This window comes from Mycobacterium sp. (assembly GCF_019243155.1).
Taxonomy (GTDB): domain Bacteria; phylum Actinomycetota; class Actinomycetes; order Mycobacteriales; family Mycobacteriaceae; genus Mycobacterium.
In genome coordinates this window covers 1-14,562 of the sequence record NZ_JAFAUS010000034.1, presented here as the reverse complement: position 1 = coordinate 14,562, position 14,562 = coordinate 1, and the positions used below count along the sequence as shown (strand labels likewise).

16 protein-coding genes are annotated in these 14,562 nt (G+C 66.3%); 7 read left to right on the top strand and 9 right to left on the bottom strand.

All coding sequences use genetic code 11. The features are described from left to right. Positions 1-346: Rieske 2Fe-2S domain-containing protein (locus JOZ00_RS01875; RefSeq protein ID WP_293338899.1), on the bottom strand; the 346-nt coding region annotated here is incomplete at its 3' end. A 101-nt stretch (positions 347-447) separates the two neighbouring features. Here JOZ00_RS01875 and JOZ00_RS01870 point away from each other — a divergent pair. Next, complete coding sequence (locus tag JOZ00_RS01870; protein ID WP_293338897.1) at positions 448-2,160, top strand: 3-ketosteroid-delta-1-dehydrogenase; 1,713 nt, start codon at positions 448-450, stop codon at positions 2,158-2,160. A gap of 17 nt (positions 2,161-2,177) precedes the next feature. On the opposite strand, the gene JOZ00_RS01865 is transcribed toward JOZ00_RS01870, so the two are convergent. Next, complete coding sequence (locus tag JOZ00_RS01865; protein WP_293338895.1) at positions 2,178-3,560, bottom strand: HNH endonuclease signature motif containing protein; 1,383 nt, start codon at positions 3,558-3,560, stop codon at positions 2,178-2,180. A 153-nt stretch (positions 3,561-3,713) separates the two neighbouring features. Continuing rightward, positions 3,714-4,391, bottom strand: a complete 678-nt coding sequence (locus JOZ00_RS01860) for a PadR family transcriptional regulator (RefSeq protein ID WP_293338894.1) — start codon at positions 4,389-4,391, stop codon at positions 3,714-3,716. A 114-nt stretch (positions 4,392-4,505) separates the two neighbouring features. On the opposite strand from JOZ00_RS01860, the gene JOZ00_RS01855 reads away from it, so the two are divergent. Continuing rightward, entirely contained in the window at positions 4,506-4,973 is a 468-nt protein-coding gene (locus JOZ00_RS01855; RefSeq protein ID WP_293338892.1) for a hypothetical protein, read from the top strand. Here the strand turns inward: JOZ00_RS01855 and JOZ00_RS01850 are convergent. Genes JOZ00_RS01850 through JOZ00_RS01835 form a run of 4 tightly spaced genes read right to left on the bottom strand, consistent with a single transcriptional unit; the run spans position 4,963 to position 8,672 of the window. Beyond that, positions 4,963-5,793, bottom strand: a complete 831-nt coding sequence (locus JOZ00_RS01850; protein ID WP_293338890.1) for an oxidoreductase — start codon at positions 5,791-5,793, stop codon at positions 4,963-4,965. The genes JOZ00_RS01855 and JOZ00_RS01850 overlap by 11 nt on opposite strands. Before the next feature lies 1 nt (position 5,794). Then, positions 5,795-7,039 (bottom strand): hypothetical protein, encoded by a 1,245-nt coding sequence (locus JOZ00_RS01845; protein ID WP_293338888.1) that lies wholly within the window; start codon positions 7,037-7,039, stop codon positions 5,795-5,797. Between the two features lie 10 nt (positions 7,040-7,049). After that, the gene (locus tag JOZ00_RS01840; RefSeq protein WP_293338886.1) at positions 7,050-8,222 is read right to left on the bottom strand and encodes a sulfotransferase; all 1,173 of its coding nucleotides are present in this window, start codon (positions 8,220-8,222) and stop codon (positions 7,050-7,052) included. Between the two features lie 21 nt (positions 8,223-8,243). Further along, a complete protein-coding gene (locus JOZ00_RS01835) occupies positions 8,244-8,672 on the bottom strand; it encodes a nuclear transport factor 2 family protein (RefSeq protein ID WP_293338904.1) in 429 nt (142 codons plus the stop codon). Positions 8,673-8,820: 148 nt separating this feature from the next. Between JOZ00_RS01835 and JOZ00_RS01830 the strand changes: the two genes are divergently transcribed. Together JOZ00_RS01830 and JOZ00_RS01825 are read left to right on the top strand one after the other, a co-directional pair. After that, on the top strand, positions 8,821-9,711 hold the full coding sequence (locus JOZ00_RS01830) for an SDR family NAD(P)-dependent oxidoreductase (RefSeq protein ID WP_293338884.1): 891 nt from the start codon (positions 8,821-8,823) through the stop codon (positions 9,709-9,711). Positions 9,712-9,713: 2 nt separating this feature from the next. Further along, positions 9,714-10,535 (top strand): mycofactocin-coupled SDR family oxidoreductase, encoded by an 822-nt coding sequence (locus JOZ00_RS01825; protein WP_293338882.1) that lies wholly within the window; start codon positions 9,714-9,716, stop codon positions 10,533-10,535. 3 nt (positions 10,536-10,538) lie between these two features. Here the strand turns inward: JOZ00_RS01825 and JOZ00_RS01820 are convergent, their stop codons facing one another. Next, positions 10,539-11,396 carry a hypothetical protein gene (locus JOZ00_RS01820; protein WP_293338901.1) on the bottom strand — a complete coding sequence of 286 codons (858 nt, stop codon included), beginning with the start codon at positions 11,394-11,396 and terminating at the stop codon, positions 10,539-10,541. A 226-nt stretch (positions 11,397-11,622) separates the two neighbouring features. Here JOZ00_RS01820 and JOZ00_RS01815 point away from each other — a divergent pair, with 226 nt between their 5' ends. Genes JOZ00_RS01815 through JOZ00_RS01805 form a run of 3 tightly spaced genes read left to right on the top strand, consistent with a single transcriptional unit; the run spans position 11,623 to position 14,294 of the window. Further along, positions 11,623-12,177: a DUF1295 domain-containing protein gene (locus tag JOZ00_RS01815; protein ID WP_293338880.1), complete on the top strand. Its 555-nt coding sequence runs from the start codon at positions 11,623-11,625 to the stop codon at positions 12,175-12,177. Next, positions 12,174-13,298, top strand: a complete 1,125-nt coding sequence (locus tag JOZ00_RS01810; RefSeq protein ID WP_293338878.1) for an FAD-dependent oxidoreductase — start codon at positions 12,174-12,176, stop codon at positions 13,296-13,298. Before JOZ00_RS01815 ends, JOZ00_RS01810 begins: the two co-directional genes overlap by 4 nt. 24 nt (positions 13,299-13,322) lie before the next feature. After that, positions 13,323-14,294, top strand: a complete 972-nt coding sequence (locus JOZ00_RS01805) for an LLM class F420-dependent oxidoreductase (protein ID WP_293338876.1) — start codon at positions 13,323-13,325, stop codon at positions 14,292-14,294. A 27-nt stretch (positions 14,295-14,321) separates the two neighbouring features. On the opposite strand, the gene JOZ00_RS01800 is transcribed toward JOZ00_RS01805, so the two are convergent. Then, on the bottom strand, positions 14,322-14,562 hold a 241-nt coding region (locus JOZ00_RS01800; protein WP_293338874.1), incomplete at its 5' end, for a multicopper oxidase domain-containing protein.

The window sequence follows — 14,562 nt, the reverse complement described above, 5'->3', positions numbered from 1 at the left end:
CTTGCGTGCGGGCTAGTTTGGGGGTGCGCTTGCTGTAGGGCACTTTCTTGCATCGCCCGTCGCCGCCCCAGCGCCAGTCGTGGAACGGGCACGCGATCTCCTCGCCCTTGACCTCGCCCTGAGAAAGGTCACCGCCCATGTGCCGGCAGTATTCGTCGAGCACGTTGATGTTCCCGTCCCCGCCGCGGAAGACGACGAGCTTTTGGCCGAAGGCGGTGATCGCGTGCGGCTTGCCGTCACCGAAATCTTTGGTCAGGCCCAGGCAGTGCCAGCCGCGGGCGAACCGCGTCGGTGCAGCCTGCGCTTCAATGAGCCGAACTTCGTCGGCCTCGGTCTGCGACGTCATGGGCACGATTAAACTCCCCACGCCGGTTGATGGGGATGGCTTGTTCCACTGATCAGGACGGCTCGTCCGGCGTGGCACCGCTCCGGCATACCGTTTCGAACGTGACCACGCAGAGCACGACTATCCCTGCCGGCCTTAGGGTCGCCGACGCGACCGTCGACCTGCTGGTCGTCGGCTCCGGAACGGGCTTCGCGGCGGCCCTCGCCGCCCACGAATTGGGGCTATCGGTGCTGGTAGTGGAGAAATCGTCCTATGTGGGCGGCTCGACCGCGCGGTCCGGTGGCGCGCTGTGGCTGCCCGCCAGCCCGGTGCTGCGGGAGGCTGGCGCGCACGACACGACGGAGAGCGCGGCGACGTACCTGGACTCGGTCGTCGCGGGCTCGGCGCCTCAGCAGCGGTCAGCCGAGTTCCTGACGCATCTGCCGGCGACGGTCGACATGCTGCGCCGAACGACTCCGCTGCGGCTGTTCTGGGCCCGCGACTATTCCGACTATCACCCCGAAGAACCTGGCGGCAGCGCGGCGGGCCGCACCTGCGAGTGCCGACCGTTCGACACCGCCGTACTCGGCGAATACCGCACCCGGCTCCAGCCCGGCGTGATGGAAGCGACCGTGCCGGTGCCGACGACGGGTGCCGATTACCGCTGGATGAATCTGGTTGCCCGCGTGCCGCGGAAGGGTGTCCCGACGTTCGGCAAACGCATCGCGCAAGGCGTCGGCGGCCTGGCGATCGGCAGACGTTACGCCGCAGGCGGGCAGGGCTTGATGGCAGGGTTGTTCGCGGGCGTGCTGCGCGCCGGCATCCCGGTATGGACCGGGACCCCCTTGCTGCGGCTCGAGTACGACGGTGAGCGTGTGGCCGGCGCGGTCGTCGACCACGGTGGCCGCGAGGTGACGATCACCGCGCGGCGCGGCGTGGTGCTGGCCACCGGCGGGTTCGATCACAGCATGGACATGCGGTGGAAATTCCAGTCGGAGTCGTTGGGCGCCAACCTCAGCCTTGGTGCGGCATCCAACACCGGTGACGGAATCCGCGCGGGCCAGGAGTTGGGCGCCGACATCGACCTGATGGATCAGGCATGGTGGTTCCCCGCCGTCGCGCCGCTGCCAGGCAAAGCGCCCGCCGTTATGCTCGCCGAACGGTCTCTTCCGGGCAGCCTCATCGTGAACCAGCACGGGCAGCGGTTCGCCAACGAGTCGACGGATTACATGTCGTTCGGGCAGCGACTCCTCGAGCTGGAGCGGTCCGGTAACCCGGTCGAGGCCATGTGGATCGTCTTCGATCAGCAATACCGCAACAGCTATGTCTTTGGCGCCGAACTCTTTCCGCGGATGCGCATCCCGAAGGCGTGGTACGACGCGGGAATCGCGGTGCGGGCCGACAACCTGACCGACCTCGGCGCGCAGATGAAGGTTCCCGTCTCGGAGTTCTTCGAAACGATGACCCGCTTCAACCAAAACGCGGCTGCGGGTAGCGATCCCGACTTCGGGCGGGGCAACAGCGCGTACGACCGGTACTACGGCGACCCGACGATACGGCCTAACGTGAATCTGCGTCCGTTGGTCAAGGGCACTTTCTATGCCGTCAAAATGGTGCTCAGCGACCTGGGTACCTGCGGCGGGCTGAAGGCCGACGAACGGGCCCGCGTGCTACGCGAAGACGGCGGCGCGATCGCCGGCCTGTACGCGATCGGCAACACCGCCGCCAATGCGTTCGGCACGACCTACCCCGGTGCGGGCGCGACGATCGCGCAGGGATTGGTTTACGGCTACGTCGCCGCCCACGACGCGGCGGGTCCCCGCCACCAGAACTAACGGCGATCCACGACGGGTCATGCAGCCCCGGGACTTTGATCTTCGTCGTCGTCTCCGTCGCGCAGCAGTTTTTCGGGGTGATGAAAGGTGTTCACGCGAGGCTGGCCCCGGTCGAGGTGGGCGGGCGGGATCCATTCGGTGTCACCCTTGGCGTTTTGGCGGGTGGTCCAACTTCCGGGTTGGAGCATGCGGTGGTGGGGTCCGCAGGCGAACGTCAGTTGGTCGGCGTCGGTGGTGTGGGATTTGGACCAGTCGGTAACGTGGTGGACTTCGCAGTAGTAGCCGGGCACCGTGCAGCCCGGAGCCGAGCACCCGCGATCCTTGGCGTACAACACAATTCGCTGCCCGAGGGAGGCGAGTCGTTTGCTGTGATACAGCGCTAGCGCCTTGCCCTGATCGAAGATCGCCAGATAGTGATGGGCGTGGCGGGCCAGGCGGATCACGTCGCTCATCGGCAAGATGGTGCCACCGCCGGTCAACCCACGCCCAGCCGCCGCTTCCAGGTCCTGCAGCGTCGTGGTGACGACGATGGAGGCCGGCAACCCGTTGTGCTGGCCCAGGTCTCCCGACGCCAAGAGCGCGCGCAGGGCTGCGTTGAGCCCGTCATGGTTGCGCTGGGCCGCTGAGCGCGGGTCGCGGTCGATCGCGTCCTGGGTAGGTGCGCCGTCCACACAGGGCGCCTCGTCAAACGGGTTACACATGCCCGGCGCGGCCAGCTTGGCCAGCACCGCCTCCAGGGTGGCGCGTGCCTCCGGGGTGAGCCAGCCGCGCAGCTGCGACATGCCGTCGGCCTGCTGGTTACCCAGCGTCAGCCCGCGCCCCCGCGCCCGGTCCTCGTCGGTGAAGGTCCCGTCGGGGTTGAGGCAATCGGCCAGAGTGCTGGCCAGCGCGGCCAGTTGCTCGGGACGAAATCGGGCGCCCTCCTTGGCCAACCGAGCTTCGACCTGCTCACGGGTCGGCATGTCTATCCAGCCCGGCAACTGGTGGTAGAACTTGCGGATCACCGAGACCTGGCCGGAGCCGAGCGTGCCGTCGCGTTGAGCGGCCGCGGTGGCGGCGAGGGCCGGGGGCAGGGGTTCGCCGGTCAGCCCGTGCCGCGGGCCCAGATCCCGCGCCTCCTTGATGCGCCGGGACGCTTCACCGCGGCTGATCAGTGTCGCCTCGGCGATCGCATGGGCCAGCGTGCCGCAGAGCTCTGCTGGGGTGGCATCGCGGCCAAGGGAATTGATCAGCAGATGCTCGATGGCCGGGATGCGCCGGGGCTGCTTTTCGCAGCGCTCCAACACCGCCAGCTGTTGGCCCGGATTCAGCGCGTCGAAGTTCAGCGCGCAGGCGCGATCCCAGGCAGCATCGAGCGCGTCGAATACCGCGTCGACATCCTGCTGATCCGTTGCACCCATACCGCGAAACTAGCCACACCCACCGACAGAAATCGCGAGCCTGGTGCCACTGAAACACAAGTGACACAGGGGACTTCAGTATGCGTCTCGGATATCCGTATTTGGAGATTCTCAGGCCGACGACAGGGTCAAAACCGGTCGCCGCCATCAGGGTTAGTCGGCTTCGCGCTTGGCCTCGACCTGTTTTTCGACCTCACGCCAGTAACCGGGCGTGGGCCGCGGTTTGCCGAAACCGCCCTTGGCAGCCTTCTGCAGGACGGCGTCCGCCTCGTCGATCTCCTTCATAAATTCCAGAGCGAACTCGCGCTCGGCCGCGTAATACTTTGCGGCCCAACGTAACGCGATCACCGAGTACGCCCAAGCGGGTTCGATCTCAGCCCCTTCGGCATCTTCGATCGCTTTGCGATGCCGAGCTTCCGCATACGCGACATGTTCCTGCAGTAATTCCTTGAGCTTGGCCGGGTTACTGAGATGGCCGAACGTAACCCGCAGCAGCACACTGTGTTTGAGCACCGGCGGGTCCACGGGCGCGTGATTGGTCCACTCGGTGACAGCGTCCATGCCGGCCGAGGTGATCTTGTAGAGACGGCGGCTGCGGGTGCCCTCGTCACGTTCGACGCGCGACGTGACCAGACCGAGGACTTCGAGCTTCTTCAGTTCTGTGTAGATCTGGCTGTACGAGGGGCTCCAGTAGTAAAGGTCGACGCTCCAGTCGATCCACTTCTTGAGGTCGTAGCCCGAGACTTCCTCTTCGTAGGACATCATGCCCAGCAGAGCCCAGCTGGTGGCGGCAAGTGTCGCCTTTGTCAGCTTGTCGCCGCTCTGGTCCATTTCGCCAGGTTAGCAACACGGCTGGTCCTGCCGCGGGCCACTGACCGCTGGCCGGGACATCGTTTTGGCCGTCCGCGCGTAACGTGGCGACGCCAAGTCGCGAAGGAAACGTACATGAGCAGCATTGTCCGGAAGGGACTGCGAGTCGCCGCGTCGAGCGTTGCCGCGATCGGCTTCTGCGCGGGAGTGCCTTCAGCGGGAGCGGATAACCCGATCTGCTCGGAGCACGTCTGCTCCTTCTACTCCCCCTCGCACACCATCAGCTGCGAGATCGATTATCAACGCGAACCGGGTCCGCCGGACTCGACGTATTGCCAGATCAGCCGTCAGGGGTCGGCGTCGCAGTCCGTGCACATGGATCCGAAGGGAACATTCTTCATCTGTGGCGGCGAAAACTGTTTGGGCAATCCAGGTTTGGGTCAGCCGACCCTGGCGTACGGTCAGTCCACCGGCCTGGGGCCGTTCACCTGCCGGTCGGACGTCGACGGGGTGACCTGCACCGTGCACTCGGGCTGCGGGTTCACGATATCCAACTCCGGGATCGTCCCGGCGCGTGGCAGCATGCGGGCGGTCACGAGCTAGGGAAGTTCACGTCCTTGGTGACGGACTCCCACTCGTCGATGGACGCCGTGAGGGTGGCGATCTTGTCGCGCATCGCCCTGAGGACGTCGCGACCCAGCAGCAACCGCAGTGGCGGTTCGTCGAGCTTGGTCACCATCAGCACCGCCTCGGCCACCTTGCGCGGATCGCCGGGCAGGTGGTCGGCGAACTGCTTGATGAGGTCCTTGCGGGCCGCCACGTCGGCGTAGTCGGCTATCGGCCGTTCCGACTCCTTCATCGACCTGCTGGCCCAATCGGTACGGAAGGCGCCCGGTTCGATCGCCGTCACCTTGATTCCCAACGGCCGCACCTCGGTGGCCAGCGCTTCGGTCACCGCTTCGAGTGCGAATTTCGTCGACGAGTAATACGCGTTGGGCGGGTTGGCCACCAGACCGGTCATCGATGAGATGTTGACGATGTGCCCGGTGCCGCGGGTGCGCATGGCGGGCAGCACCGCCTTGATCATGTCGACCGAACCGAAGTAGTTGACGTCGAACAGCTTTCGGACCTCGGCGTCCTCGCCTTCCTCCACCGCCGACAGGTAGCCGTGACCGGCGTTGTTGACCAGGACGTCGATCCCGCCGAAGGCCTCGTCGGCGGCCGACACCGTTGCCGCGATCTGGGCGGCGTCTGTCACGTCGAGTGCGACGGCCAGGGCCCGGTCCCCGAATTCGTCGACGAAATCGGCCACCGCGTCCGCCCGTCGCGCGGTCACCACGACGCTGTGGCCGTCTTCTAGTGCGGCGCGCGCGATCTCGCGGCCGAAGCCGGTGGAGCACCCGGTGACCAGCCAGCGCGCCATGTCAGGCCGTCCCTTCCGGCAGGCGGCGCAGATAGGCCGCTCGCCTGTCGGCGAGTTCGGCCGTCCGCTCCGCGGCGGTGACCCGGCGCAAGGTCGGCACTTCGGCCTCGAGCTGGTCCAGCTTCACGACCCGCCCGCGGGCACCGAGGTCCTCGCGAGGTCCGGACTCGCCGAACTCGGCCATCCGCAACGTCAGAATGCCTTCGCGCAACCCGTCGGAGTCGATCCAGTTCGCCACGCCCGGGTCGGTCGGGGCGATCACGTAGGTGTAGGTGCCGTCTTCGTTGGCCACCGACTGCGACTTGTTCAAGCTGCCGGTGCGGTCGACGATGTCCAGTGTGGTACCCCAGATGTTGCTGAGCGGCACCGTGAAGTATTCGGCGCCACCGTCGCTGAGGTCAACCACGAACGCCTCGTCGGGTGCGAGGTCGAAGCGGCCCATGACGTAGACCTGGTTGCGCATTGCGCCGACCTTGTCGGCCGACCAAGCCAGGTTGAAGTGGTTCGGCGGCATCTTGTACACGCCGTGGCTGAGCTTGCCGGTGAAGTCGGCGAAATGCGCCATCATCGCCGCCGTCGCCTCGGCCTGCTCGTCGAGCGTGCGCGCGGGACTCGCCGGCGGGCCGCCGAGCCGTTGCACCGCAATGTGATTGGGATCGTCGCGGCCCCAATTCAGCAGCACATCGCGGATGTAGAACTCATGCGCCTCCGACGTGGTCTGCACGTGATTGGGCCGACCGCCGGCCGGTTCGGCGTCCACGGTGATGGTGTAGCTGCCATCGGAATCCACCTGCATGGTCCGGCCGTTGAGCACGTCGACGGTGCCCATGTGCGCATCCCACAGCGTGAAATAGTTCTCGATCATGCGGTGCTCGCCGACCCGCCCGTGGATCTCGTAACGCTCCTCCCCCGAAATCGGGATCACCCGGTACACACTGTCGGGATTGTCGATGCCCCAACGTGATCCGGGAACTCGGCGCCCGTCGACGGAGTGCGCGAGCCGGGTGATGCAACTGACCTTGGGCCGGAGCTTGTCCTGGTTGGATGACCAGACCGCGGCCGAGAACATCACCTCGGCGAACGAGTCGTCGAACCGCTCACGCATCGCTTCCGACGCCTTGGCCCGGCCGAGCCACGTCTGAGCCACCGTGCGGTAGGCCGCCTTGACAGTCGGGTGCTCGATCAGATCCAGCGCGGCCAGTTCCTGTTCGTGCTGCGACGTCGTCGCGACGGGGTCGTCACCCATCCACTGCTCCTCACTTCGAAAGGTGCTGCTGGAAATGCTTGTTGTACAACGTGAATCGCTCATCGACCTGCTCGGGCCGCAGACCGTAGTCTTCTAGTTCGTAGGGCGGGCGCGCCGCTTTGCGTGGGCGTTCGGCCAGCCAGCGTCGCATCGCGCTCTCCGCTTCGGTCGTCAGCGGGAGTCCGATCGCGTCGTAAACACGGGCAACTTGCCCGATGGGATCGGCCACCGCGTCGTCGAACGCGATGTCGGTGACGGTGTGTGAATCCCATCGATCCCGGACCGCCATCGCCCGGTCATTGGTCCAGCCCATCCGCTGCAACCATTGCGCGCCCACCCGGGGCAGGTCGACGGTGTCGGCGTGCATCGCGTGCAGGGTCGCGTTCAGGCTGGCGCCCGATGCGATCGTGGTCCGCGGGTCGCGGTGCATGTGCACGATGTGCAGATCCGGAAACTCGGCCCGCAGTAAGTCGAGATAGCCGAGGTGGGCGGGCGACTTCAGCACCCACCGCTGCGCGGTCACACCCGTCTGCCGCTTCTGCCACTGCAGGAACCCCAGCATGCGATGCAGGTAGGCGTAGGCCGGCGCGAAATCCTGCTCGTCTAGCCACGACCGGTAAACGGGAAGGTGCGCACCGGATTCCGGGACATGCGACAGAAACGCGTCGGCGAGAAAGACGATCTCCTCCTCGGCCGCCCGCGCGTACATCGGATGGATGGCGAACAAATCCGGTGCGATTTCGCGGGACTTGGATTCCCGCGCCTCGCTCACCGCCACGCGCGGATCGACACCGTCGAACCGGTGATCGTGCCGCGGCGCGACCTCGACTACCTCCCAGCCGTACGCGCAGTGAAATCGGGGATCGGCGGCCAACAGTCGCTGCAGCAGCGTTGTCCCGCTGCGCATCATCCCGACGACAACGACCGGCGCGACGACCTGCTCGTCGAGAATCTCCGGGTGGCGGCGCATCCACTCCTGAGCGCGCAACCGCATCCGGAGGCTGTGGACGATGCCGGATCGCAGGATGTGGGCACCGATGGCGTTGAGTTCGGCGTCCTGGTAGTCGGCCAGCAGAACGCCCAGTGGACTTTCGAACTCGCCGGGCCCCCAGTCGGTCAGCGACTCCTTGCGCGCAGCGTCGGACAGCACACCGCCCAGGTCGAAGGCGCCCGCGTTCTCCACAGGGTCGAATCCCTTACCGCGTCAGAACTTCAGGTGATGACTGACATCGCCGACCTGGTCGACGAACATGATGCGGGTGTCGAAGCACCACGCGCCGTCCACCCGGTGAAACGTGTCCTTGTAATGGCCGGTCACGATCACCTGCAGCGGCAGGTCGGGGGTCGCCTGGGTGACGCAGTAGTAGGACGTGCTGCGGGCCGTGCCGCCGGCCTCGTCGATGTACAGCTGCACGTTGCTGGTGTTGTGTCTGGTCTTCGGGGTGCCGTCCTCGTAGATGCGCGTGGCCATCTCGTACATCTTCCGGACGCCGGCGGCCCCGGCGAACACCGTTTCCGGTGGGCCGTCTTCCATTCCGCAGATCCGGCCGTGAGCGAAGAGCTCGGCTACCGCATCCAAGTCGCCGCCGTCCAGAAGTTGCGCGTAGGTGTAAATCAGATTGGTGATTTCCAGCGCACTCTAACTCATGGGCGAATCACCTCGAATCGACTCCGTTCCTTTGCACCACTTTGCCAAGGCAATACCGGTAGGTCGCAGACCATGATGGCAGAACCACTAGCCCCTGCCACCATTTCGGACTAATGCCATTAGTCTGACGGCCGTGACGTTACCTTGGACGCCGAATCGGCTCGGCGACTTGACCGGCAAGCGAATCATCGTGACCGGGGCGACGAACGGCGTTGGACTGGGCACGGCGCGCGCGCTCGCGAAGGCCGGCGCCCACGTGATCCTCGCTGTGCGCAACACCGAGCTCGGTAAACAACGGGCGGCCGAGATGGGCGGCTCGACCACCGTGGTCAAACTCGACCTCGCCGACCAGTCGTCAGTGCGCGCTGTCCCCGACCTGATCGACGGTGAAGTCGACATCTTGATCAACAACGCCGGCGCGCTCACCGACCGGCGCGTCGAGACCGCCGACGGGTTCGAGAAGACGCTGGGCACCAACCTGCTCGGACCGTTCGCACTGACCAACCTGCTGCTGCCGCGGGTCCGCTCGCAGATCATCAATGTCGGCTCGGACGCGCACCGGAAGGCCACCCTGCGGCTCGACGACCTTCACCTGCGTCGCAACAAGTGGACGCGACTGGGCGCGTATGCGCAGTCGAAGTTGACGGTCATGTTGTGGGGGCTGGAGCTGGACCGCAGGCTGCGTGCCGCGCGCTCGTCGATCGTCAGCCAGCTCACCCACCCGGGCTGGGTGGCCTCGAACCTGTCGCATGTGTCCGACTCGCCGTTGATGTCGTTGGCGCACAAGTCCGTCAAGGTCGTCGCCGACCGACTGGCCAACGACATCGACGCCGGCGCGGCGCCCACGCTGTACTGCATCAGCGAGCCACTACCGCCGGGCAGCTACGTCGGCGTCACCGGCAGGATGGGCCTGCGGGGCGGGCCGGTCCTGATCGGCCGCTCGGTGGTCGCGTGCGACTACGACGCGGCCGCCCGGCTCGTCGCCTTCGCGGAGCAAGAGACCGGCACCAGGTTGGAGGTGTAGCCATGGGTGAATTCGACAACACCGTCGCCGTCATCACCGGAGCGGCGCGCGGCCAGGGTCGCAGTCACGCCGTCGCCCTCGCGGAGCAGGGCGCCGACATCATCGCCGTGGACCTGTGCGCCGACATCGACGCGATTCCCTATCCGCTGGCGACAAAATCCGACCTCGACGAGACCGCGCGGCTGGTCCAGGCCGCAGGCGGCAAAGTGGCGCCCGTCGTCGCCGACGTCCGCGACCTGGCGCAGCTGGAAGCCGCGGTGCAGACCGGAATAGACGAGCTCGGGGACGTCGACATCGTCATCGCGAACGCCGGTGTGGTGGCGATCGGCGATCCAGAGCCCCGCGCCCAACCGGTGTTCGACGCGATCGTCGACACCAACCTCAAGGGCGTGTGGCACACGATGCTCGCGGCCGTGCCGTCGGTGATCCGCAAGGGGCGGGGCGGCTCGGTCGTGCTGGTCAGTTCGTCACAGGGCCTGACCGGCCGCGGCGGCGACGGCAGCGCCGCCATGTTCGCCTACGCCGCGTCCAAGCACGGCATCGTGGGGTTGATGCGATCTGCAGCGAATGCCTATGCGCCACACAAGATTCGGGTGAACTCGATACATCCGAGCGGCGTCATGACCCCGATGATCCTCAACGACTTCGTGGTGAACCGGATGCTGGAGAATCCGAATCCGGCGGTCTCCCAGATGCTGCTGCCCGACGTGCCGCTGGTCGAGCCGCAAGACGTCACCGAGGCGGTGCTGTGGCTCGTCAGCCCCCGGTCGCGCTACATCACGGGTGTGACCGTGCCGGTCGACGCCGGCCACGTCGTCATGTAAGTCTCATTTGATCTCGAGCCCGCGCTTGCGCACCCACCACACTGCGGCGACCGTTCCTACCAGCCAAACCCCCGACGCCGTGGCCAGGTGCACAAAGCTCTTGGTGTCCCGCCCGAAGATGGGCCAGAACAAGGACGGCAACTTCTGCCAGAGCACGCGGTGCTCCACCCCGTCCATCGGGTCGGCCACGTAGTACAAGACGTACGGCAGCGTGAGGGCCAGTACCCAGCCGCCGGTGCGATGCCGGTCGTGGCGCTGCCGCCAGCGCCGGATCAGCGGCTCGACGCCCACCGGGTGCACCACCGAGATCAAGTTGCCCACCCCCAGCCATGACACGATCGGCACCGCGACAGTGGGAACCGTAATCGCCAGTCGCTCAGGTGTTTCCAACAACAGGGTCAGCACCATCGCCGTCAGCAGCGTGGGCAACCCGACGATCACCAGCAGGGCGAGATTTTTGATGGCGAGGATCCGCCAGAACGGCACCCCGTTCGCCAGTGCCTGCCGGACGCGGTGATGGTCGGAACCGAACAAGTTGGTGGTGGTGACGTCCGCGAGGACCCACGAGGAGAAGTAGGTGCCCACCAGCACTGCCATGTCGTGGTGGTGCCCGTGTCCGGTGGCCAGCGGCTGCACCACCAGCCAGCCCGCGGCGAAGATCACGTTGACCACCACGCCCATCAGCCAGGTGCGCGGCGGGGTGAAGGCCCAACGGATCTCGGCGCACACCGCCGGGCCCAAAGTTCGCTCGAAACTCTTCGCGGCCCGTCTGGCCGCGGCGGGACGGGGCGCCGACGCACGTGCCGCGACGAGCAACGCGGTCCGCGCGTGTGCGGCCAACGGTGTCTGTACCTGCAACATCTCCCCGACCAGAGTGGCTGTCCGTGCGACCATACCCGGGCAGGCCGGCCCGCCGCGCAGACTAGGCGTCGGCAGCTCCGACGCTTTCCTGGCGCTACGGTAGAACGTGTTACAGTTTGCCGACCTCGGCCGATGGTCCGGGGCGCCCGGGCAGCGTGGTGAGGAGGCCCCGCATGAGTTGTGCCGTCGCCCATCGGGTTTGCCTGAACGGTTCAGTCGTCGCTCCATGAGTACGACGACGACGAGAACCTGGTCGCTGGCACTCGTTGCCGTCGCCTACGTCATCGCGATCGTCGCCGCCGCCGCCTGGCTGATCTGGGGACCGGCCACGGGCCGGCTCTGGCTGGACACGCTGATCGCCGACGTGCTGGCCACGCTGGTGGTGTTCGCCTTCAGCCGGCGATACCGCAATTCCAGCTTCTACGACGCGTTTTGGAGTGTCATTCCAATCGAGTCGGTTGCCGACGTGCAGCTGCACCGATTCATCGCCGACCGGCAATCCGGTGACGTCATGGACCGCGGGCTGTGGCGATGGTCGCGGCACCCGAACTACTTCGGGGAGTTCGGTTTCTGGTTCGCCCTGGCGTTATTCGGCGTTGCCGCATCGCCCGCTGATGCGTGGTGGTTGTTCGCCGGTGCGCTGGCGATGCTGGCGATGTTCTTGGGCGCGAGTATCCCGATGATGGAGAAGCGCAGCCTGGAACGCCGTCCGGAGTACCAGCGCGTGATCGACGGGGTCTCACGCTTCGTTCCCCTGCCGCCGCACAAGGTGGTCACATGAACCGCAAGCGAGTCGTCATCGCCGGCCTGGGCGACGTGGGTGTGCTGGTCGCGATCCGGCTGTCCGGCTCCGCCGACGTCGTCGGCGTATGCGTCAAACCCGGGTTGGTGAGCGGCCAGGAACTCGGCGTCCGGCTGTCGCGGCCGAACGACTGGGCCCGCGATTACTGGATTCCGTTCGACAGGTTCCGGCGGTTGGACAAGGTCCGCACCGTGCAGGCAACGCTGACCGGAGTGGACCTGGCCGCTCAGACCGTGTTCGGCCGTCGCGACGACGGCTCGACGATCACCGAACACTACGACGCACTGGTGATTTCGACCGGGGTCAGCAACGGCTTCTGGCGCCAGCCGACACTGCAGTCCGCGACCGACATCGGCGCGGGGCTGCGCTCGGCGCACGACCGACTGGCCGCCGCCCGATCGGTGATCGTCGTGGGCGGCGGCGCGGCAGCGGTCAGCAGCGCACTCAATATGGCGACCACCTGGCGGGACAAAGAGATACACCTTTACTTCCCGGGCGAATCCGCGCTGGACACCCACCACCCGCGGACCTGGAAGCGGCTTCGCGATCGGCTGACCCAACGCGGCGTGCGCATCCATCCGGGCCACCGGGCCGTGCTGCCCGATGGTTTCGCCGGCGAGGAGATCACGAGCGAACCGGTTCACTGGAGCACCGGACAACCACCGGCGCAAGCCGACGCGGTGCTCTGGGCGATCGGGCGGGTGCGGCCCAACACCGGTTGGCTGCCTCCTGAGCTGCTCGACGAGCAGGGATTCGTGCGGGTGACGCCGGAGCTGCGCGTGCCGGGGCAGCGGGCGGTGTTCGCGGTGGGCGACGTCGCCGCGTCCGACCCGCTGCGCAGCTCGGCGCGCAATCGGGGCGATGCGTTGGTGGCGCACAACATCGAGGCGGAATTGACCGGCGGGCGGTTGCGCACCTTTCGGGCGCCGACGCGGCGGTGGGGTTCGTTAGTGGGTATACAGCCCAACGGGTTGGAGGTCTTCCTGCCCACCGGCCATTCGTTCCGGTTCCCGCTGTGGGCCGTCGAGCGTGTGGTGATGCCGTGGATCGTGCGATGGGGCATGTATCGAGGGGTGCGAGACAACAACCCGCTTGGGTAAGGGGCTTGGTAAGGAGCGAGCAGCATGCAGTGCCGGATCTTCACCGATCCCAGCAACGGGGGGACTTACCAAGAATTACTCGAATCCGCGAAATTGGCCGAGGAACTCGGATTTGCCGGGTTTTTTCTGTCCGACCATTACCTTCCGTTCGCGGGTGACGGCGGAGTCGGTCCGACCGACGTATGGACGACCCTGGCCGGGCTGGCGCGCGAGACTTCGCGCATTCGGCTCGGGTCATTGGTGACCTCGGTTACCTTCCGCCACCCGGGTGCGCTCGCGATTACCGTCGCGCAGGTCGACGCAATGAGCGAGGGTCGCATCGAGTTCGGGCTTGGGGCAGGCTATTTCGAACCGGAGCACCGCGCCTACGGGATTCCCTTCCCGCCGGTCGGCCAGCGGTTCGATCGGCTGGGTGAGGCGCTGGAGCTGATCACGGGCCTGTGGAAAACTCCTGTCGGCCAACGTTATTCGTATGATGGCCGATGCTTTCAGATCCAGGACTCACCGGCGTTGCCCAAGCCCTGGCAAAGGCCCGGGCCGCCAATCATTCTCGGCGGCATCGGTAAGAAGCGCACACCGGCCTTGGCGGCGCGGTTCGCCGACGAATTCAATCTGCAGACTTCTCGACGTCGCACGCCGGCGGATCAGCGCAAGAGCGAGCTCAAAACCGACGACGTCTGCGGGCAGATCGATCTGGTGCGGTCGGCCGCCGAACGGATCGGCCGAGACCCGGCCGACGTCGCCTTCTCGATGAGCGCACTGATCGGCGTCGCAGACCAAGCCGAGGCGGCACTGGATCCCGGCAACTTCGGTTCCCAGACTTTCGACGGAACCACTTTTTCCGGCTCGCCCGCACAGATCGTCAACGAGTTCGGGCCCTATGCGGAACTCGGTATCTCACGGGTGTACGTGCGCGCCCCCGCGGACATGACCGGCTTGGCGAAGAACTTCGAACTCTTCGCCTCCGACGTGCTCCCCCAACTCGCGGCGCTGTAAAGCGAGTTGATAGCTCGAGGCTTGGGGTCAGCCGCTGTTGAGCAACAGCATGAGCCCGTAGTCCATATGGATTTGTTGATGGCAATGCAACAGCGAGAGGCCGGGTTGATCGGCGACGAAATCGACTTCCATGCTCTGGTAGCCGCCGAGCATCGCGACGTCCTTGCGCATCCCGGCCGTCGGTGTGCCGGCGAATCGGGTGATTTCGAAGGTATGCCGATGCAGGTGCATCGGGTGTAGGTCGTCCGTGGCGTTGCGGAAGCGCAGC